We start from the raw sequence: 21509 nt of genomic DNA, 5'->3' as shown, positions 1-21509 counted from the left end.
AGTGACAGAGGTTGGATATTTTGAATTTTTACTGTTTTGCTGAGACAAATTCATATTTTCAATCAGCAATATAATATTTGCCAAACCATCTATAAAAAGTAGTTTGTAGTCAGGACTAAAGTCCTGGTGAGGACTAAAGTCCCCACTACGAACGAACAATTTAACTAGATCATAAATAAAAATACTTAAAATTAAAGCTAGAGAGGCTTATCACCTCTTTCCCACTCAGGTATAGCACCCTTCACCCGGCGGATGGGCAAATTGGCGATTAAAGCTGTGGTTCGTTGGTTGCTTTCTAAGGAGAACTCCAAGCCCTCTGTCTCAATTTCTACATAGCGACAGACTACATCTAGGATTTCCTTCCGCATTTTTTCCAACGTTTGAGGATCTAAGTCAGCGCGATCGTGAGCAATCACCAATTGCAGGCGACGTTTAACTTGAGTTCGACTGCTATCAGGGCCGCGAAAAAAAAGTTTTTCTAGAAGTTCAATCATTACGAATAGGTCTGGCGCGGAGACTGGAAAAGTAAGTTAAACAATCTTTGTCCACAACAACCTTCGTAGGCGGGCGAAGATGCTGTCTTGGGACGAGTCGATCTCCAGAAATTCGACACTTTCCCCTTCTAATCTACGAGCAATGTTCTCAAAGGCTGTGGCAGCTAAAGAGGGATTTTCTGCTAACACTAAGGGTTCGCCGCGATTGGTAGATACAATAACACGCTCGTCGTCAGGGATTACCCCGATCAGGGGAATGGCGAGAAGTTCCTGAACATCTTGCACTGACATCATATCATTTGCCTGCACCATTGCGGGTCTGATGCGGTTAATTATTAAATGAACACGCTTGATACCTTGTGCTTCTAGTAACCCTACTACCCGATCGGCATCGCGAACTGAGGAAATTTCTGGTGTGCTGACAACTAGCGCTTCTTTGGCCGGGCCGATCGCATTTTTAAATCCATTTTCAATCCCGGCAGGACTATCAATAATCACATACTGATATTTTTGTGCTAGTGCATTCACCAATAACTTCATCTGTTCGGGTGTGACTGCATCTTTAGAGCGATTTTGGGCTGCCGGCAGGAGTACGAGATTGGGTTGGCGCTTATCTTTCACCAAGGCTTGTTCTAACCGGCACTCTCTGGCTAGAACTTCTACCGCAGTATAAACGATGCGGTTTTCCAGCCCTAAGAGCAAATCCAAATTTCTCAGACCAAAATCCGCATCAACCAAAGCAACTTGACGCCCCATTTTGGCTAAAGCCATACCCAAATTTGCTGAAACTGTGGTTTTACCCACTCCTCCTTTACCGGAGGTAATCACAATAATGCGAGTCATGATAGAAATGCGGTCAATGAGGGTTCAGGAAATATAAAACAGTAAATTGCAGTATAAAGTATGAAGTATCGTATCAAGTATGAAGAAATATCTGTTCTCCCTGATGAGGGTGAGGCATGAATATTTGTTTTATTTCATCTTTACTTATATACTTCATTCTTTAAGTAAATATTTATGGTTCTTGATTGCTCTTGGTGAATTGGTTTCTGGAAAAATCAGTCGCCCTAGCGATACGAATTCCTTGGGGCGTAATATGTGCCACCTCTGGAGAAAACTGCATTGGCGGTTTTTCTGGCGCTCTAGCTACAGCATCTGCAATCCGCAGTTGAGTTGGTTCCATTTGCAAGGCCATAATCAGACACTCACTATTGCCTCCAGCCCCAGCATGAGCAATTCCACGCAAACGACCCCAGATAATAATATCTCCATCTGCAATTACAATACCACCTGGATTTAAATCTCCCAAGAGAATTACTGTCCCAGGATGACGAATTTCTACTCCAGAGCGGACTGTCATTTCTAAATAGAGGGCATCTTCTTGGGGGATCGCTGTAGCTGTTGGCTCGGTACTCAGGGAAGTTACGGGCTGTAATTGTTCTACTGAATACCCGGAAGTTACAGCAGCGATCGCAGTTTGCCGCCGACTCGTCGAGACAGATATCAGTCGGAGTTGGACTTCACTCAAAGCTTCGGCGAGTTCTTGGAGTTGTCTGGTATCTACCAAACGGTCTTGTGCCATTAAATGCACAGGTGTATTAGATACCCGGAAGCGATCGCCTGCACTCAGACGTTGCCTGATTTGTTGCCAAATATCAGACCAAGTGAGTTCTGAGGCAGATGCTTGAGATTCCGGGGGCAAAATTAATAACAGTCGTCCCTCCTTACTTTTTAACTGGACTTGACTATTGTCATTTACACGATGCCCTGGTAATGCTAACTCATCGGGATTTAAATCAGTCAGGATAAAATCCGATCCGGCATCAGTATTTGTTGACTCTACATCTGGATCAGCAGGATTTGACTCTACATCTCCAAGAACAGTATTTGATTTTAAATAAAGGAGGACAGATTTTAACTCAGCATCCGGGAGGATAGAATCTGACTCTACATCAGAAACAGTAGGATTTGCCTCTACCTCAGAAAGGATAGAGTTTGATTCTGCATTAGGAAGTGCAGAATTTGACTTTAGATTGGGAATCGCAGAATCAGAAGTCATGCAGTACTAGCCAAAAGACAACAGATTTTCAATTTTGGGTCGCACCTTTGGTGCGCTGACAGCGCAACTTGGATTTTGGATTTGTGTCACTCACACTTCGACAGGCTCAGTGACCACAAGGGGTGTTGGCGTAGCGGGATATTAGTCCGACATTAACCAAAAGACTCTTTAATCTCAAATCGTTCGACTGAGCGTAGCCGTACCCCGCAGGAGTTGCAAGCTATGCGTAGCGTTCCGCAGGAAAGTCTAAAATCTCAAATTGGCACCGTCAACCTCTGATAAACTGTCCCCAAGGCATCAGCATCGCCGACATTACCTGGAAACAGCACCACAGGCAAATCAGGAAACTGGGGATGATCGGATGACGTTAACACCATTGAACAACCAGCTAAAATTTGACCGAGTAAACGGGCTGAAGTTAAAGCTAGTCCAGTACTCAAGACATCGTTTGAAGTAATGCCACCCTTGCTGATTAAGAATCCTATATCAGATGGTAAACCGCGCACAATATCCATCAATAAACTTGAAACTTTTTCACCAAATTCCAATCGTGTCTTGACATCTTGAAAATTTAGTTCCTGACGGCTAGTATAAACCACTGGTGTTTTGCCAGCTTCGTGTGCCGCCCGTGTACTTTCTTGGATTTCAGTAAGTAATGCCGCAGATTGATTTGTATCATCAAGTAATCGCACCACATTCACTTCGATGCCCACAGTTCCTTCTAGTTGCAACAGCGCCTCTAATTGCTGGGTAGTCTTTTTCACATGGGAACCAACAATCACCGCACCTGGTTTGCCTTGGCGCACATACTGCGCCATCTTTTCGGCGGCAATGGGTTGGGGTGGTAAAGCAGCTAAAGCCGTTAAAATACTTGCTGCACTGCGAAATAGAAAGCGTTTGCCTTGACTGGCGGCTGCTAATATATCCACTGCAAAGCGGTTGAGATCGGCTTGAGTTTCACCATCGACGACAGCGCACTGATTACCATGAAGTTGTAACAATCGTTCCAAACTACCAGCGCGAATATCGGCTAGGAGAAACCTTTCTACAACTTCGGCACTAATTCGTCCTTGAGTCTTTTCTTCGACATACTTGGGTAAGTAACTGTGATGGTAGCTGAAGACGGAATCACGGGCAAATTCGGTTTCATGGACTGGGGTGGTTACACCGCCAATAATTAAGTAATGCACGCTATCGCGGGTGATGCGTCCGCCCTCAAAAAATGCTGGTACGAGAAAATGAGCATCAAAGGGGCCAAGTTCTTGTGCGATCGCATCTGTTTCAATCGGATAATGTCCCCGCAAAGTAGAATCAGAACGGCTGACAATTAGAAAATCGTCAATTCCTTCAGCATTCAAAGCGATTTTCAGGTTCTGGCAAACTTCTTTGGTGACAGATGCAGCTGACTCTGGCGTTAGCGATCTAGTATTAGTCAGCACAAAGAAAATCGGCGAATCATCCTGCAACCCACGGCGTAAAGTCTCCACATCCCAGTGCATTAGCAGCAAGCAGCTGTGGACTGTTTGAGAACCTGTAGGGTCATCATCCAGGACAATTATTTTGGGTTTGTTGCTCATTTAAGTCAACGGGGCGATTGTTTTCTGGGAAGGTATTGGGCGAGTAGAAGTCACTATTACACAAAGCTTAATTCACGGAGGTGGACTATCAAAATCAAGGGTTTTCTAACCTGTGGAGGCAGGTAAAGTCTCGTGTAGCCACTTTTACAAACATTCTCTTAGCCTTTCTGCAATTTTCTAATTTCTGCTTGCACATCGATCGCAATTTGCAATGATTGATTTAGCAGTTGAGCATATTCGCCTGCTTGACTACTAACTTCTAAAGCTCGCAGACTGGCTAAATTATTCACAAATAACTCTTGGTTATTAGCAAGCAATTTTTTATTATCTCGCAAAATTCGTTCCGTTTTCAAAGCGCGGACTAAATCTTCTCGAATCAGTTGCAAGGCGGAGGTTACTTTATCTCGGTCATGGATACTGCTTTCTACGTTTCCTGATGCTGCTAATTGGTCATTAATATCTATAGCAGCAACTAGGTCATGATATTTATCAACTTCATCTAAAAGTATTGTCAGTCCTTCAGGACAGGTTAATTGTCGCCATAGCCATCGCCCCACTAATATCGGCATTGGCACTAAAATTAGTAAAAGAATTCCTAGTCTAATTGAAGAACCAATTGTTGGCAGAATAATAAACGCGTAAACAAAGCCCACAATTATGGGCGTTAGCGCCAGCGTCACCAGCATTTCACTGATAAAAAACCCTAATCGCTTTTTGCCATCTCGCAAAACCGAGGGACGAAAAACGTCTTCTGGATCGAACCCAGTCAAACGTCTTAGTTCTCCCTTACTAATTTCCAAGCCTATTAAGTCCGGCTGCACGTCTGCATACTCCTATGGAAACCCAAGTTGCGTATTCATTTTAATCGGGTTTACCATGATGATTGTGGTTATATTCAGGAAACCAGTTTTCATCTAAGATTTGTTCTAAAGAGCCAATGGGTATAGCAGGAAATATGTCAATGGTAAGTTGAGAGCGATCGCTTGCTTCTGTTCTTGCATCTTGATAACATTCATCAAATATTTCTAAAATGTAAGGTTTTAAGCTAGGACTATCTTTCAGAGCTTTTTTAATCTCTCTGCGAAAAGTCCTGACTTCTCCTTTCCAATGTCCTTGATTACGTTCTCGTTCTTTATCCCAACACTTGAGTTTTAGTAGATGTTCAAGAAGCTTAATTAATAAACTTTCAATTGTTCGCTTCTCCCTTCTACCCATAGTTTCTAACTCTTCTAACAAATTCTCCAAATCAACAGCAGAAAACTGTCCAGTACGAAGTTGGTTTATGGTTGTCCTCAGCCACAGGTAATAATCTTCGTCGTATAAGGTTTGAGTTACTGATTGGATTATTGGTTTAACCATACACTAGCCGCATTCCTAGTATTTTTTTTAATTTAGCCAGATCGACTTAGGGTAAACGCCAACTCAGTGTGACTTGCAATTGTCCATCAGGCAATGCTGACATTTCCCATACACCATCTGGAAGTTCAGATGTGTAGGCGTAGCCCGCCGCAGGCATCGCACTCATCATCTTACTGCCATAGCCACCTTTTGAGCGTCCACAGGTGGTAGGTTTGATAATTGAGGTATTGTTGGCGATCGCTCAGGGCTGTTCAAAATCATATCCAACACCTGAAAGTAAAATTGGGTATCGATGAAGTTGAGCAAAAAGATATCAATTCTCGCATTGCCCTTTATATGACAGCAATTCAGAAAAAACTATTATCGTTCTGATTATATCTAGCGCTATTTTGTAGTGTCTATTTTCTACTAACTATATTCGTCAACTAAAATTTGGAACATTTCATGTTCTCTAATAGCATCAAAATCAGGATCGGTTTTAGCAAGTTCTAATCTATTTGATTCAAGTTTGATTGATTGTTGGAGGTTTTCTATTGCTAGAGTGACATTATTTTGTAGTGCGTAACAACAGGCTTTATTATACCAGCAATCAGCACTGTCAGATTTAATTTCAATTGCTTGGTCGTAGACAATTAATGCCTCTTCATAACGTTGCAATTTTATCAAACTGCCACCTTGATTATTCCAAGCATGGATGTTATCTGGCTTTAATTCAATAACTTTTTCATAAGAGGCGATCGCTTCTTCGTATTGTTGTAAATAATATAATGCATTGCCACGATCCGACCAGAAAACATAAAAGTCAGAATAGATTGTAATTGCTTGATTGTATGAGTCTAGAGCTGCTTGATAATTTTTCTGTGCTGCTAAAGCTTGTCCTCGTAACCACCAAGTATTACTATCTTCTGGTCTAATTTCTATTACTTTATCGTAGGCTGCGATCGCTTCTTCATAACGCTGTAATTTTGCCAATGTTTCGCCTTGTTTATACCAAGCTTGATAAAAATCTAACTGAATTCCGATCGCTTGTTTATATGCTGCTAAAGCTTCTTCATCGCGTCCTAAATCTGTAAGAGCAATGCCTTGATAGTACCAAGTTTTTGAATCATCAGATTTGATTTCCAAAGCTTTTTTATAGGAATCAACTGCTTCTACATATCTTTGCAAAAAATAAAGGGAATAACCGCGTAAATACCAAGCATTAACGTAGTCTGGTTGAATTTTAATTACTCGATCGTAGGAGGCGATCGCTTCATCATGTTTGTTTAAAGAATAAAGCGCATAACCTCGCCAATACCAAGCATCAGCATTTTTGGGTTTATTTTTAATTATTTTGTCATAGCAAGCGATCGCCTGCTCATATTGTTGCGATGAGACTAATTTATCACCTTGTCTCTGTAACTCTTGGTTTTTATCTCTAAATATCCATAGAACTAAAACTAATCCGATAACTAAATACCGCGAATTCTCTCTAAATATTGCATTCGCGAAAACAGTTAAATTTTCTGGGAGATGAAGATATTCGCTAATTGTATGAGTGAAATTCCATAAAAATTGATTAAAAGGTCTGGCAAACCATAACAAACCAATCAATATCCAAATTCCATATTTAGCAACCTTATTTATTTGCTGTTGAATCGGTTGTGCTAGCCACGGTTCGATAATTCCATAACCATCTAATCCAGGAATAGGTAATAAATTAATCAAAACGACATAGATATTTAGGGAAATTATATAAGTTAGGGCAGTAATCAAAGCAAATAAAACTGAATTTGGATTTTCGAGAACTAAAGAATCCCAACCCAATTGAAAAGGCAGTGATAGCAGGTAAGCTAGAATCAAATTGGCAATTGGGCCAGCAGCCGAAACCGCACTTTTCCATTTGCGATCGCGTAATCGACTTTGATTAATATAAACTGCTCCCCCAGGTAGAGCAATACCGCCAATGAGGAGAAAAAATAACGGCATCATCAAACTCAAACTCGGTTCGGTATATTTGAGTGGGTTCAATGTCAAATACCCCTTATCTTTGACAGAAGTATCACCACCCCAATATGCTGCTATTGCATGACCAAACTCATGCAAACATAAAGACAATATCCAACCAAAACAGATAAAAGCTACTACTAGCCACATATTCATATTTATAGATATCTCGTAAAAATCCTGGTTAATTTTTGCTCGTATTGGCTTTCACAACAAATTTAAGTATAGCGGCGTAAATAATACTGACTTACAGCTATTTTGAGGTTCCATATTTAAATTGCATAAGCTGGGCGCTCATGTTGCCCACCCCACAAGAGTTATCTCTAATTCGATTATGCAAATTAGATGTTTTTTAGCTTAGACCATGCGGTAGGGTTACAGCAATGCTCATTGGTGTCAACTTAACGCGAAACCGCTTGTCCGCCGGGAATTGAAATTCCCGTCTCATAGCTAAAGTCATCTGAAGATGACTAAATATCGCCAAAAATCTCCAGTCTATTTCAGTAGACTTAAGCTATTAGCCCCAAAATTTATTTTTGAAGTAATGAGTAATGAGTATTACTTATTACTCATTACTCATTACTCGTTTATTTCCGGGCGGGCATGGAAGCCAACAGATAAACTATTTCCAGCTTAAGTTGACACCTATGAACAATGCTGTGCCCTGACGACAGATGTGGTTCAAATACATGAAAACTGCTGTAATAGAGAAATCATCAGTGAGCGATCGCTTAAACTTTTGCCCACTGATGATTTATTCTCCCTCATAAATTCAATTGTCGCTATCAACAATTAAGGATAAAGACCCCTGTCAGTCAGTGCCTGAGCCACTCTACCTACCCCCAGCGTGTAAGCTGCTAACCTTAAAGAAATTTGGCGCACCTCCGATTGATAAATCACCTTACGGTACGCTTGCACCATCAAATGTTCCATTTCGCGGTTGACGCGCTCCTCATCCCAAAATACGTAAGAAAGACCTTGCACCCACTCCAAATAACTGACTACTACACCGCCAGCATTCGCCAAAATATCGGGTAGCACTGTCACACCCCGCGCCTCTAATGCCAAGTTAGCCTCAAGAGTAACCGGGCCGTTAGCTGCCTCTGCCACAATCTGCGCCTGTACCTGATTCACATTTTTTTCAGTGATTTGGTTCTCCAAAGCCGCTGGTATTAAGACATCGCAGGGTAGAGTTAATAAATCTGCATTGCTAATTGGTACAGATTGTGGGAAACCCGCAATACTCTTACGATTTTCAGCGGCGTAGACTTTTAACTTGGGAATATCAAGACCAACTTCGGAGAATATTCCCCCAGCACCAGTTGAAACGGCGATAATTTTCGCGCCTGCTTCATATAGTAATTCTGCTGCGGCACAGCCAACATTACCGAAACCCTGAATCGCTACTCGCACTCCTACCAAAGATTTACCTCGATCTGCTAACGCCTCACGGACAATAATCATCGTGCCACGTCCGGTTGCCATTTCTCTTCCCAGAGAACCACCAATCGAAAGGGGTTTCCCAGTTACAACTCCTGGTACAGCATGACCGACATTTACAGAGTAAGTGTCCATCATCCAAGCCATCTCACGGGCAGAAGTACCCATATCTGGCGCAGGAATATCTACGGAAGGCCCAATATCTTTAATCAACTCGCTGATATAACGGCGGCTGATTCGCTCTAATTCGCCAACACTGTAACGTTTGGGATCTATAGCAATGCCACCCTTGCCACCACCGTAAGGAATACCTAACAAGGCACATTTCCAGGTCATCAACATTGCTAGAGCGGATACTTCGCGCAATGTCACAGCCGGATGGAAACGAATTCCACCCTTGTATGGCCCTAAAACATCAGAGTGCTGCACCCGGTGTCCAGCGAGAACTTGTATTTCCCCATCATCTAGCTTCACGGGAATGGAAACCGTGACAACCTTACGCGGGTGGCTGAGAATTTCTAGCAAACCCTGATTTAAATTTAATTCTTTAGCTGCCGCTTCTAAGTAACTACAGGCTTGGTCAAAGGGGCATATATGCGCTGGAGAAGCAGGTTCTGACAGCAGCGAGGATTTTGAAATCATAAATTTTCTCCTAATCACGGTATCTTTGCGAACCGGATCTCATCTGTACCTAAGCTTATCCTTTTTTTTTAGAAAAACAAGTCTTTTGTAGTTTTTGTTACAGTTTTATGTTTTATATTCTGATATGTGAAAATTATTTCAAAATCACCTTTCCTAAAGACGCGCAGCTGTGTGTGCCTTAATAAAAATTAATATATTCTGTTGGTCAGATAGTTAAACCCACAAGTTTTTACCTTGCTAAAGCGATCGCAGCATTCTGTCCCCCAAAGCCAAAACTCAAACATAATACATGCTGAATTTTACTTAGACGTGCGGCTGTAACAATATCTAAATCAAACTCTGGCTGTTTCGATCCTACACAAGGCGGTAATATTTGATGCTTTAATGCCATCAGAGAAAAAGCTACACCTAAAGCTCCAGATGCTCCTAATGTATGACCTGTGCTTCCCTTGGTGGAACTAACTGCCACGCCTTGGGGAAACAAACGCTGGATTACCATGCTCTCCATTTGATCGTTTAGCTGGGTAGCTGTGCCATGAGCATGAATGTAATCGATATCGCTTGGTGTCAGACAACTACGTTCTAGACATTGTTTGATGGCAGCGATCGCACTTTTCCCTTCAGGTTCTGGTGAGTTACTATGATATGCGTCGTTAGTCAAGCCGAAACCGAGAATTTCACCATACACTTTTGCTTGACGCTGCTTGGCAAACTCTGCTGATTCTAAGACAAACACAGCCGCACCTTCACCTAACACTAAGCCTTCCCGATGCAAATCAAAGGGATAAGCCCCAGTTTTCGCTAAAGCACCCATCTGCTGAAACCCAGCTAAAGTTAAGGGTGTAATTGGCGCTTCCACTGCACCTGCGATCGCTTGTTGACATTGCCCAGTTTGGATAAGCATAGCTGCTTGGGCAATAGACCAAATTCCAGTTGCACAAGCTGCCATAGGTGCTAAAACTATCCCCGATGCACCGATTTGCCTTGCAGCTGCGATCGCATTGAAATGAGGTAATGTATCTAGCCAATTTCCAAAAGAGGAAACGGGACAATTTTCCGCGTCACTATACATTTGCCGCGCCAGCATTTCCCAAGACGCTTGATAAGAGCGACTCGATCCAATAACTACAGCACAATCAGCTAAAGGTGCAACTAACCCAGAATCTTGTAAAGCAGAAGCAACAACCATCCGAGCTAACATTGTCAACTCAGATGGTTGTTCACCAATCAAACCTAGAGGAAGTGGTTTAAGTTCTGGAAATGGTTGATGTAACCGGATTCCAGATTTAACTGCGATTAAATTTTGCCAACTATCCTCTAAGCTTCCACCCAAAGCGGAAACTAAACCAATACCAGTGACAACAATTTTGACCAATTTAGGAGTTAGGAGTTAAAAGTGAGGAGTTAGGAGTTAAGAGTTAAGAGTTTTTTTACTACCTTCCTCGCTCCCCTGCTCCCCTGCTCCCCTGCCCCCTTCCTCCTACTTCCCTGGTGTTTTCAGATTTTCAGCACCTTGAGTAACTTTAGCGGAGTCAATGCGATCGCCTTGCTGAATTTTGTTTACGACATCAAAACCTTGAGTGACATTGCCAAACACGGCGTAGTTACCATCCAAAAACGCTAGATCAGCTAAAGCAAAGTAAAACTGGGCAGAAGCTGAATCTGGTGATTGCGATCGCGCCATCGCTACCGCACCCTGTTTATGGGGCAATACGACAGCTTGAGCAGTTGCATCAAATGGTTTATTGTAAATCGGAGTATCTGAACCTTTAGCCTTAACTTCTAAAGGTATATAGCGAGCATTTCCCGTTTTTGGGTCAATATAGCTACCAGTTCCTAGTTGATCTGCTGGAACTTTCGGGTCTTTGCTTTTGGGATCGCCCCCTTGAACTACAAACGGTTGGGGTTCGCGTACAACTCGATGGAAAGCTAAACCATCGTAAACACCCTTTTGCACTAAATCTACGAAGTTGCCAGCTGTAATGGGGGCATCAGTGCCGTCTAGTTCAATAGTAATCGGCGAACCTTTAACCGTCATTACCACAGTAGCCTTGCCTTCGAGGCGCGGTAAATCTGTTATTCCAGGAATACTCTCACTAATAGTTTGAGATACAGAAGTTGCTTCAGTAGTTGCCTTGGTGCTTGCCTCGCTTGTGGCCGAGGTAGCAGTCGAGTTTGGAGAAGAGCTATTAGAAGCGACTTGCTGTGTTGAACATCCTCCCAACATCAAGGCGCTGATAATCACAAGAGAAAGCAAAAATTGTGAAATTTTTAACCGCATTGCCTGTTACCGATTTAACCAGAGTATCTTATCGTTTTGAGGGGCATTGGGCATAAGAGACAGAGGGGCAGGGAGCAGAGGCGAAAGAGGTAATTTAATTTTTATTCTCCCCCTTGCCCCCTGCTCCCTGCTCCCTGCTCCCAGGCTTCTTACCCCATTCCTTTACAATCCTTCTAACGACACTCCCAAAAAGCGGGCTAACTTCGCGCCTTCTGTTTCCAACTCTGTTAAAGATAACGGTTGTCCAACCCGTGTTAAGGGTATATCTCGCCGTCCCTTAATGCGTAGATAGAGGGCGCGACGGGGATTAAGACCTTCTTTTACGTCTATTAGTACAGATTGGACATTTTCTATGCGGCTATCAATCTCAATTCGGCGGTTTTTGCCAGGAAACCCCCAACGGAAGATTTTGATTGCGCCAGTTTCCTGATTAAATTCGTTGTAACCGCCTCCAACATCCAATAAAATCACTAACCACAGGTATGTGGCTAATAGCAAGCCAGCAGTACCATATAACCCCATTACCAATCCTTGAGGAACGAATACCAGTTGGGTTGGATCGGAAACTATGAGTAAATTAACTTTTAAATAACTAGATATACCAGCCAATAAAAAGCCGCTTGCTCCCAAGGTAACGATAGTTGCCCACCAGTAGTTACTGAACCGACGAGAACCGAGAACATTTTGGTGCAGGAGGCGATCGCCTTTGTTAATCGTTGTTGATGTCGTCATTGAACTACCATTGCCCGTGAGATACTCGCTGTCACATACTCGCACACTGAATGCTTTTGCATAGAGTGGTGGGTTCTTGTGCCAATCCGGCTCTTAGGAGGCACGGAGAGCTATGTTTGAAGTCCACGGGAACCCTGCCGCAGACTATAAATTTTTCACTTTGCACCCTACAAATTTTACTGTCCCGGATAATGCTGGCTTACTTGTACTACGGGACAAACCACTTAGGCTATTTGTATTTAGTCAAGATGTGTCAACTTCCTTTCTCCTTGTCTAACGTTTCACATAGGTTTTCCAGAGGTGTATCAACGACCGTGGCGGCGAAGTGACTATCCGCATTTTACCAAACATCGTTGACAAAAACTCAACTGCGCCCTTCCATGTTCCTGCTACCGATATAATTTTTGAGGGAATGTTGTACTATTTTTTCACTCAATGGCTGATGAAGAAGAATTCAGGAGTCAGAATTCAGGAGCGGAGCCGGAGACGCTCCGCCTCCGGTCAGAATGAATCAGTGGGGGATTCAGACCCGCAACTGTTTTGTTGCACCACTAAATATGCAGATTTAGTGGGGGTCTTAAACCCCTGGATTCATTCACCAGTCGCACAAAATTCATTCTGAATTCTGACTCCTGAATTCTGTTTCGATAAAAATTCTTTCTCCCTGCCCTTGTACCCCCCTTATTCCCTGCTACCCTCTCCCTGCCTCTTTTTGACCTCTTGAAATGAGTTACCTACCTACGTCTATCTACATTAAATTTTTTCAGATTTCTGAGAAAAGTTGTGTCAAATTGTAAAATTTCTGATATTCATATTATTTATAAGGTTCGTGTTTCATGCCTAATTTGCTTCTGTGTATCAGGCAAAAACCCTGAGTAGTGTGATAAGTTAAGAATCATTAAGTTACCACAAGCTAGATTGCTAGCCGATGGTACGTGTAATGTCATAACCCTGAGAAATAATGACTTAACTAGTCAGTAAGCTCTCAGAATCTCAGTTACTTAAAAGCAGTTGAGATTGTCAAAAAAAACGTTAATTCCTCATGGCAGTCGGTTACATTGGCTTTCCGTAATGCCTTAGAAACGTTGCAATTTTAGTAAAAAAAGAGGATTTTAGTCCGATGACCATCGCAGTTGGACGTGCCCCCAGTAGAGGGTGGTTTGACGTTCTAGACGACTGGCTCAAGCGCGATCGCTTCGTATTCGTAGGTTGGTCAGGGATACTATTATTCCCCTGCGCCTTCCTAGCACTAGGCGGTTGGCTGACCGGCACCACCTTCGTCACCTCTTGGTACACCCACGGATTAGCCTCCTCCTACTTAGAAGGTGCTAACTTCCTGACAGTGGCAGTATCCACCCCCGCCGACAGCATGGGACACTCCCTATTGCTGTTATGGGGCCCAGAAGCTCAAGGCGACCTCACCCGTTGGTTCCAACTGGGTGGCTTGTGGCCATTCGTTGCCCTACACGGAGCCTTCGGTTTGATTGGCTTCATGTTGCGGCAATTTGAAATTGCGCGTCTAGTAGGTATCCGTCCTTACAACGCCCTCGCCTTCTCAGCTCCCATTGCAGTATTCGTCAGCGTATTCCTGATGTACCCCTTGGGACAATCAAGCTGGTTCTTTGCACCCAGCTTTGGCGTAGCAGCAATTTTCCGATTCCTACTATTCCTGCAAGGGTTCCACAACTGGACACTCAACCCCTTCCACATGATGGGTGTTGCGGGTGTATTGGGTGGTGCTTTATTGTGCGCCATTCATGGTGCGACAGTTGAGAATACCTTGTTTGAAGACGGTGATGGTGCTAACACCTTCCGCGCCTTCAATCCTACCCAGTCGGAAGAAACCTACTCAATGGTGACGGCAAACCGTTTCTGGTCACAGATTTTCGGTATTGCTTTCTCTAACAAGCGCTGGTTACACTTCTTTATGTTGTTCGTGCCAGTCACAGGCTTGTGGATGAGCGCCGTCGGCATCGTCGGTTTAGCACTCAACCTGCGGGCTTATGATTTCGTCTCCCAAGAATTGCGGGCGGCGGAAGACCCTGAGTTTGAAACCTTCTATACCAAAAACATTTTGCTGAACGAGGGTATCCGCGCTTGGATGGCTCCTCAAGATCAACCCCACGAACAATTTGTATTCCCTGAGGAGGTATTACCACGTGGTAACGCTCTCTAATAGACCAAATATTTTAGGCGGTGCTGGACGCGACCAAGAATCCACTGGATTTGCTTGGTGGTCTGGTAACGCACGTTTAATCAACCTATCTGGTAAACTGCTGGGTGCTCACGTTGCCCACGCTGGTTTGATTGTATTCTGGGCTGGAGCGATGACTTTGTTTGAAGTCGCTCACTTCATTCCTGAAAAGCCCATGTACGAGCAGGGCTTGATCCTGTTACCTCACCTCGCCACTCAGGGCTGGGGTGTTGGTGCTGGTGGTGAAGTTATCGATACCTTCCCCTACTTTGTTGTTGGTGTACTCCACCTAATTTCCTCAGCCGTCCTTGGCTTTGGCGGTATCTATCATGCCGTTCGTGGCCCAGAAACCTTAGAAGAATATTCTTCTTTCTTTGGTTACGACTGGAAAGACAAGAACAAGATGACCAACATCATCGGGTTCCACCTGATTATTTTGGGATTCGGTGCATTGCTATTGGTAGCAAAGGCAATGTTCTTTGGTGGGTTGTATGACACCTGGGCACCAGGTGGTGGTGATGTTCGGATTATTACCAATCCGACATTGAACCCAGCAGTTATCTTCGGTTATGTAATCAAGTCTCCCTTTGGTGGCGAAGGCTGGATTGTCAGCGTCGATAACTTGGAAGATGTGGTCGGTGGTCACATTTGGATTGCCTTTATCTTAATTTCTGGTGGTATTTTCCACATTCTCACCAAGCCTTTTGCTTGGTCGCGTCGTGCATCCATCTGGTCTGGTGAGGCTTATCTCTCCTACAGCTTGGGCGCTCTGTCGTTGATGGGCTTCATTGCCTCAATCTTTGTTTGGTTTAACAACACCGTTTATCCAAGCGAATTCTTCGGTCCTACTGGTCCAGAAGCTTCTCAAGCTCAGGCTTTGACCTTCTTGATTCGTGACCAACGTTTGGGTGCTAACGTCGGTTCTGCCCAAGGTCCTACTGGTCTAGGTAAATACCTGATGCGCTCTCCAACTGGTGAAATCATCTTCGGTGGTGAAACCATGCGCTTCTGGGATTTCCGCGGCCCTTGGTTGGAGCCTCTACGTGGTCCCAATGGTCTTGATTTGGAGAAAATCAAGAATGATATTCAGCCTTGGCAAGCTCGTCGCGCCGCTGAATATATGACACACGCTCCTCTGGGTTCTTTGAACTCCGTGGGTGGTGTGGCTACCGAAATTAACTCTTTCAACTACGTATCTCCTCGCGCTTGGTTGTCGACTTCTCACTTCGTACTAGGATTCTTCTTCCTAGTTGGTCACTTGTGGCACGCTGGTCGCGCACGGGCTGCGGCTGGTGGTTTTGAGAAAGGAATTAACCGTGATACTGAGCCAGTGATGTTTATGGACGACCTAGATTAGGTTGTAAAGTTTATTTCATCACGGACTATTAATTTAAAGGCTCTTGCATAAAAGCAAGGGCTTTTTTTATAGGAAAATTAGTAATCTATTAATTAAAGTGAGCGACTTGCCAAGGTAACTAATCTATGAATGATGCCAATTTTATTGATGCTTTGCGATGGACATCCGAAGCTAAAGAAAAGTTACAAAATATTCCCTTTTTTGTCCGCTCTCAAGCTAAAGCCAGAATTGAACAGCTAGCTCGTGAAGCAGGACAAGATGTTGTGACTGCTGATTTGGTAGAAGAGGCTAGGCTTGAGTTTGGACAATAAAACATTCTGGAGGTCGTAACAATGACAGTCGCCAAAAATCGAGCAGACCGAGTAATGCTTTATGACATTAGCTGGGAACAGTTTGAAAATCTTCTAAAAGACTTGGGAGAGCATCGGGTAGCAAGGTTAGCTTACGATCGCACTACTTTGGAAATTATGACACCTTTACCTGAACACGAACATTACAAAGAGGTAATTAGTGATTTAGTCAAAGAAATCGCTGATGTGCTGGATTTAGACTATGAAAGTTATGGCTCGACTACTTGGAAACGAGAAAGCCGAATGGCAGGGTTAGAGTCAGATAACTGCTTCTATTTCCAGAATGAAGCTACGGTTCGGGGTAGATTGGATCTGGACTTGAGACAAGACCCACCGCCTGATTTGGCACTGGAAATTGATGTTACCAGTAAGTCTTTAAATCGTTTTCCCATTTATGCCCGCCTGGGAGTACCAGAACTCTGGTGTTATGATTCTGGTGAACTAAAGATTTACCACCTGCAAGATGGGGAGTATATCGAATCAGAGAACAGTTTAATATTTCCTACTTTAGCAATCCGGGATCTGCCGAAACTAATTGAGCAAAATCGGGCAGATGGCAGACGGGCAATTCGTCGGGCAGTGCGGAAGTGGGTGAAGATTAAACTACCCAATCAACCTAATTCATAATTACGAATTACGAACTTGTACTGAGCTTGTCCTGAGCGTAGTCGTTGGCGCAGCCTCTCGTAGAGAAGGGCGTAGCCGAAGTATTACGAATTACGAATTACGAATTACGAATTACGAATTACGAATTACGAATTACGATCAGCTTCCTCCCACATTCATTGCTGTTAAAAAAGCCTTCTGGCTCACATCTCTGTAAACTGTATTCAAATACTTCATTACCACATCACTCGAAGTTGAATTTACTGCATTTTCCTCTTCCTTCGCAAGGGGGATTGCTCCTAATACATCTAATACCATCTCATTAGTGGACGGCGCAATCACTACCAATGATGACTCTAGTGGCTCATTGTATTGCCAGAAAGAATCAATTTTTACCGAGTATTTATTATTAGGAATTGACTGTTGAATATCGGGCGTTTCTGTAGCATTGGGTTCAATCTTGGCACTACGTAATTTACGCAAATCGCTGATAATTTGCTCTTTGGAACGTCCGCGCAATTGAAATAGTACAAAGGGGTCTTCACTGAAGCGATCGCCTAACTGATAGTATATCGCACCAATATGTTTACAGGGATTTGCTTTATCAGGACAAGAGCATTTACTCTGGACATCACCAAGGGTAAATGGAAATATCGAAAGACCATTAGCCGTGAACACTTCTTCTATATTTTGTGGCATTTCTCCTGCTAGTAGCTTTGCAGCAAAAATTGCCCTTTGAGACATGGTTTCAATTACATAACCCCACTGTTCATCGGTAAATGGTTCAAGGGAAAGGGAAACTTTATAAGGTTCTACTTCACTACCTTGCACCCTAGCCAATACTTTTGCACCTTTAAATTCGATACTCAAAACGTTTCCTTGACGAGCATAATTTCTTGCACGTTCTAAACGCTTTTTAAAGCGATAGGAATCTAGCAAATCGAGCCATTGTTGTGACCACCATTCTCGACTTGCTTGTAATGTGTAATTAGTCATAATTAATTCAAAAGCTTAGTAATGTTCTATGTCAATTTTGACGGGTTCGTAGTGAGCGCTTTAGCGATCAAATCAAGGACTAAAGTCCTTACTACGAACTTATTCTGCATCATCGTCAATTACTGCACTGTGGTCAAGTAGTAATAAGTTGCGAAGTTGGTCTGTATCCATTTCAGTCAACCACTCTTCACCAGCACCTACAACTTGTTCAGCCAGTTGTTTTTTACTTTCAATCATGTCATGAATTTTTTCTTCTAAAGTGCCAGTGCAAACAAATTTATGTACTTGCACATTCCGGGTTTGACCAATCCGAAATACTCGGTCTGTGGCTTGATTTTCCACGGCTGGATTCCACCATCTATCAAAGTGGAATACATGATTTGCTCGTGTTAAATTCAGTCCTACTCCACCCGCTTTCAGAGAAAGAATCATAATCGGTGGCCCTTGAGGATCGTGTTGGAAACGGTCGATCATTTCCTCCCTTTGCTTTTTACTAGTACTGCCATATAAAAAGAATATTTCTCGCCCTAGTTGTTTTTCTAAATAGGGTTTAAGTAATTTACCCCACTCAGCAAATTGTGTGAAGATTAAAGCTCTATCGCCTTCTGCTAAAACTTCTTCTAACATCTCTTCTAGCCGCAGAAGTTTTGCTGAATTATGTTGGTCTAATGTCGCCTGTTTCAAATATTGGGCTGGGTGATTGCAGATTTGTTTGAGTTTGATTAGTAAAGCCAAAATCATTCCCCGACGTTGCAATCCTTCAGCAGATTCTATCTCTACTAAAGATTGTTCTACAACTTGTTGATAAAGTGCCGCTTGTTCACCAGTTAGACCGCAAAATACGGTCATTTCTTGCTTATCTGGTAAGTCTTGAATGATGTCGCGATCGCTTTTCAATCGCCGCAGTATAAATGGCTGCACTAATGAACGTAACTGAGTCAAAGAAGCCGTATCACCATACTTTTCAATTGGCATGGCAAACCGCCGCTGGAAAAATTGCTTGTTGCCTAAATATCCGGGATTGAGAAAATCTAAAATAGACCATAATTCTTGTAGTCTATTTTCTACAGGTGTCCCCGTCAATGCAATACGAAATGTAGCTTCTAATTGCCGCACTGCTTTTGACTGCTTCGCCTCTGGATTTTTCACATTCTGGGCTTCATCTAAAACTATTATCTGCCAAGAGACACTTTGCAATGACTTAATATCTCGATGAAGAAGTGAGTAGCTGGTAACGATTAAATCGTGTTTTTTTACAGCTTCTAAAAACGCTTTACCTTTTGGGCGTTTGTCACCGTGATATTGCAAAATTTTCAGGCTGGGTGCAAATTTATTGACTTCCCTTTCCCAGTTTCCTAAAACAGAAGTTGGACAAACTAATAGTGTTGGATTTTCTAGCGCATCCTGTTCTTTCAAGTGCAGTAGAAAAGCAATGAACTGCACGGTTTTTCCAAGTCCCATATCGTCGGCGAGACACGCACCCAAACCCCAACGTTCTAAGAAGGATAACCAAGCAGCACCGCGTTCTTGATAAGGTCGCAACTGTCCTTTAAAGCCTGTTGGTGTGGGCAAAGGTGCGATCGCCTGATTATTGTTTAGCGCCCCAATCAACTCTTGCAATGCGCCAGATGCGTCAAAACTAACCACTGGTAACTTTTCAATTGCCTGAGTATCCCCTGTACTCAGACGCAAAGCATCTTCCAGGGAAAGCGCCATTTGGTCTTTGCGAGTGGTAAAAAATGTTTGGGCTGTCTTGATATCTTGGGGCCGCAATTCTACCCACTCACCGTTAATTTCCACTAGCGGACTATTTAAAGCCACAAGTTTATCAAACTCGGCTTTGGAAATAGTTTGTCCACCAATTGCCAATTGCCATTGGAAATTCAGCAGACTCTGCAATCCTAAACGTCCCTGCTTTCCCTTTGGGGTTTCGGCAGTAATTTTCAAACCCAAACGGTTCGCCCATCCTTCGCGGTTCGCTAAACTGGGAGGCAAAATTACCCCTAAACCACTGTCTTCTAACCTCCAAGCTACAGCCTTGATAAACTCATAAGCTTGGATGGGGGTGATACGAGAAGATTGGGGATATTCGGTTTCAAAACTGGCTACTATTGTTGGATATAAGCGGGAAGCTACCCCCAAACCTCGCAAAAATGTTTCTTGTGGTTGGTCAATTGTCCGATTTTCATAAACCAATCGTTCAACTGGATTGTTCCAAATAGTTGCCGCATCCACCACAAACTCAGGATCGTCAGCCGCTTGTAAAAAATACGCCAATGTCCACTCTGTTTCGCCAGACTCTGGAGAACGCAGTTGAAAACAGGTACGAAATAGAGTTTTAAGAGTTAATTGGGATTGTAGCGGCATAGTCCAAGCCTTCAGTGCCGCTTCTAGTCTTTCCACTTCGATGGCATCTGCATTAACTGTATGAGATGCACTAGTTAACGCTTGCAACCACTGTCGCACCCCAGATGGTAAAGATGCAGGTTGAGAACCTACCATTTCTCGCACTTGGGCATCTATTGTACTGTTAAGAAATCCCAAAAGTAATTCTTGAGGTTCGGTGGGGAAGTTTACATAGAGTAGGGATTGGGAAAACTCTTCTCCAGTCCCCAGTCCCTCTTGATAAGTGCGACAAACCAACGGCATGGTTGCAGAAAATTTTTCTAGGCGGGTTCCATCTACAGCACTATCTACGAGTACTTGCCATTTGGCAACAAATGCACCATCTGATTCTTGGTCAATTGTTGGTAAAAACTTACATCGTGAGATTAAATCTAAACTCCAACGGGCAACTTGCGACCAAAAGCGTAAATCTCCACCTAAAAAGGCATCTCCCCCTTTCGCAGCATTTAAGGGAACAGCAGCGAGAAATTTTACTGCTTCGCTGGGGTTGAGACAAAAACCCTCAACTCGCCACGGTTGTAAATATTGCGGGGAGTCTGTATTTTCCCCCAAGCTGGCAGAATGTACAGGGAAAATCGCTGTTGTTCCTTTATCACTGCCTTCTGGAATATAAGTTGGTAGGGCAATGATTTGAGAGTGCGTTGGCAAACTGATCTCAGTGGCAGTGGCGGCTTTACGCGTTCGCCCAGTAGTTGCGAATGCAATTTGTGGTTGCTGGATGAAGTTGGTAATTGCCATATTCTGGGAACGCAACCACTCACTCAACTCAACTGATGTCATTGCCAATGGATGTAGTGCTATCTCTCCAGATCCATTAGACTCGGAATTTACTCGTGGCGATCGCCAAGTTTCCCCCCAAATAAATAAACTACCATTTTGATTTTTTAGTAACCAATTACAGTGTAAAATCGCCATTTGCTAACTACTCAGATTTTCCCAAAACTCAAGAATTAAAATCGCAACTATTCTACTTTTTGCATCTTCTCAAGAAGATTTATTGGACAAGTTTCTCATATAATAAATATTTAAG

18 protein-coding genes are annotated in these 21509 nt (G+C 43.2%); 4 read left to right on the top strand and 14 right to left on the bottom strand.

The features are described 5' to 3' along the window. Positions 1 to 197: 197 nt before the first annotated feature. The 12 genes from minE to V7K61_RS13910 form a co-directional block, all read right to left on the bottom strand. Positions 198 to 494 (bottom strand): cell division topological specificity factor MinE, encoded by a 297-nt coding sequence (gene minE, locus V7K61_RS13965; protein ID WP_094350996.1) that lies wholly within the window; start codon positions 492 to 494, stop codon positions 198 to 200. A gap of 36 nt (positions 495 to 530) precedes the next feature. After that, on the bottom strand, positions 531 to 1337 hold the full coding sequence (gene minD / locus V7K61_RS13960) for a septum site-determining protein MinD (protein WP_012410009.1): 807 nt from the start codon (positions 1335 to 1337) through the stop codon (positions 531 to 533). 172 nt (positions 1338 to 1509) lie between these two features. After that, entirely contained in the window at positions 1510 to 2553 is a 1044-nt protein-coding gene (gene minC, locus V7K61_RS13955; RefSeq protein WP_335053863.1) for a septum site-determining protein MinC, read from the bottom strand. A 254-nt stretch (positions 2554 to 2807) separates the two neighbouring features. Further along, positions 2808 to 4130 carry a four-carbon acid sugar kinase family protein gene (locus V7K61_RS13950; protein ID WP_335053862.1) on the bottom strand — a complete coding sequence of 441 codons (1323 nt, stop codon included), beginning with the start codon at positions 4128 to 4130 and terminating at the stop codon, positions 2808 to 2810. Positions 4131 to 4288: 158 nt separating this feature from the next. Further along, positions 4289 to 4951 carry a hypothetical protein gene (locus V7K61_RS13945; protein ID WP_335053861.1) on the bottom strand — a complete coding sequence of 221 codons (663 nt, stop codon included), beginning with the start codon at positions 4949 to 4951 and terminating at the stop codon, positions 4289 to 4291. A gap of 40 nt (positions 4952 to 4991) precedes the next feature. Continuing rightward, positions 4992 to 5489 carry a DUF29 domain-containing protein gene (locus V7K61_RS13940; RefSeq protein WP_335053860.1) on the bottom strand — a complete coding sequence of 166 codons (498 nt, stop codon included), beginning with the start codon at positions 5487 to 5489 and terminating at the stop codon, positions 4992 to 4994. Positions 5490 to 5535: 46 nt separating this feature from the next. Beyond that, the gene (locus V7K61_RS13935) at positions 5536 to 5658 is read right to left on the bottom strand and encodes a hypothetical protein (protein WP_335053859.1); all 123 of its coding nucleotides are present in this window, start codon (positions 5656 to 5658) and stop codon (positions 5536 to 5538) included. 239 nt (positions 5659 to 5897) lie between these two features. Continuing rightward, positions 5898 to 7631, bottom strand: a complete 1734-nt coding sequence (locus V7K61_RS13930; RefSeq protein WP_335053858.1) for a tetratricopeptide repeat protein — start codon at positions 7629 to 7631, stop codon at positions 5898 to 5900. Positions 7632 to 8267: 636 nt separating this feature from the next. Continuing rightward, positions 8268 to 9557 carry a Glu/Leu/Phe/Val family dehydrogenase gene (locus tag V7K61_RS13925; protein WP_335053857.1) on the bottom strand — a complete coding sequence of 430 codons (1290 nt, stop codon included), beginning with the start codon at positions 9555 to 9557 and terminating at the stop codon, positions 8268 to 8270. 229 nt (positions 9558 to 9786) lie between these two features. After that, positions 9787 to 10932: a beta-ketoacyl-ACP synthase gene (locus V7K61_RS13920; RefSeq protein WP_335053856.1), complete on the bottom strand. Its 1146-nt coding sequence runs from the start codon at positions 10930 to 10932 to the stop codon at positions 9787 to 9789. A 105-nt stretch (positions 10933 to 11037) separates the two neighbouring features. Beyond that, on the bottom strand, positions 11038 to 11838 hold the full coding sequence (locus tag V7K61_RS13915) for a peptidylprolyl isomerase (RefSeq protein WP_335053855.1): 801 nt from the start codon (positions 11836 to 11838) through the stop codon (positions 11038 to 11040). A gap of 162 nt (positions 11839 to 12000) precedes the next feature. Then, complete coding sequence (locus V7K61_RS13910; RefSeq protein WP_335053854.1) at positions 12001 to 12570, bottom strand: photosystem I assembly protein Ycf4; 570 nt, start codon at positions 12568 to 12570, stop codon at positions 12001 to 12003. A 1120-nt stretch (positions 12571 to 13690) separates the two neighbouring features. Here V7K61_RS13910 and psbD point away from each other — a divergent pair. The 4 genes from psbD (at position 13691) to V7K61_RS13890 (ending at position 17098) form a co-directional block, all read left to right on the top strand. Beyond that, complete coding sequence (psbD, locus tag V7K61_RS13905) at positions 13691 to 14746, top strand: photosystem II D2 protein (photosystem q(a) protein) (RefSeq protein ID WP_012409998.1); 1056 nt, start codon at positions 13691 to 13693, stop codon at positions 14744 to 14746. Next, on the top strand, positions 14730 to 16121 hold the full coding sequence (gene psbC, locus V7K61_RS13900; RefSeq protein ID WP_292777554.1) for a photosystem II reaction center protein CP43: 1392 nt from the start codon (positions 14730 to 14732) through the stop codon (positions 16119 to 16121). The genes psbD and psbC overlap by 17 nt, the downstream gene beginning before the upstream one ends. 125 nt (positions 16122 to 16246) lie before the next feature. Beyond that, entirely contained in the window at positions 16247 to 16432 is a 186-nt protein-coding gene (locus V7K61_RS13895) for a PCP reductase family protein (protein ID WP_334720569.1), read from the top strand. 21 nt (positions 16433 to 16453) lie between these two features. Continuing rightward, on the top strand, positions 16454 to 17098 hold the full coding sequence (locus V7K61_RS13890) for a Uma2 family endonuclease (RefSeq protein WP_335053853.1): 645 nt from the start codon (positions 16454 to 16456) through the stop codon (positions 17096 to 17098). Positions 17099 to 17236: 138 nt separating this feature from the next. Here V7K61_RS13890 and V7K61_RS13885 read toward each other — a convergent pair whose 3' ends face one another. Further along, positions 17237 to 18073, bottom strand: coding sequence for an SWIM zinc finger family protein (locus V7K61_RS13885; RefSeq protein WP_335053852.1), 837 nt, complete (start codon positions 18071 to 18073; stop codon positions 17237 to 17239). Between the two features lie 99 nt (positions 18074 to 18172). After that, the gene (locus V7K61_RS13880) at positions 18173 to 21394 is read right to left on the bottom strand and encodes a DEAD/DEAH box helicase (RefSeq protein WP_335053851.1); all 3222 of its coding nucleotides are present in this window, start codon (positions 21392 to 21394) and stop codon (positions 18173 to 18175) included. Positions 21395 to 21509 lie beyond the last annotated feature (115 nt).

The sequence above is a fragment of the Nostoc sp. genome (genome assembly GCF_036918015.1).
Classification (GTDB): Bacteria; Cyanobacteriota; Cyanobacteriia; order Cyanobacteriales; family Nostocaceae; genus Nostoc.
This window is presented reverse-complemented; position numbering and strand designations above follow the sequence as displayed.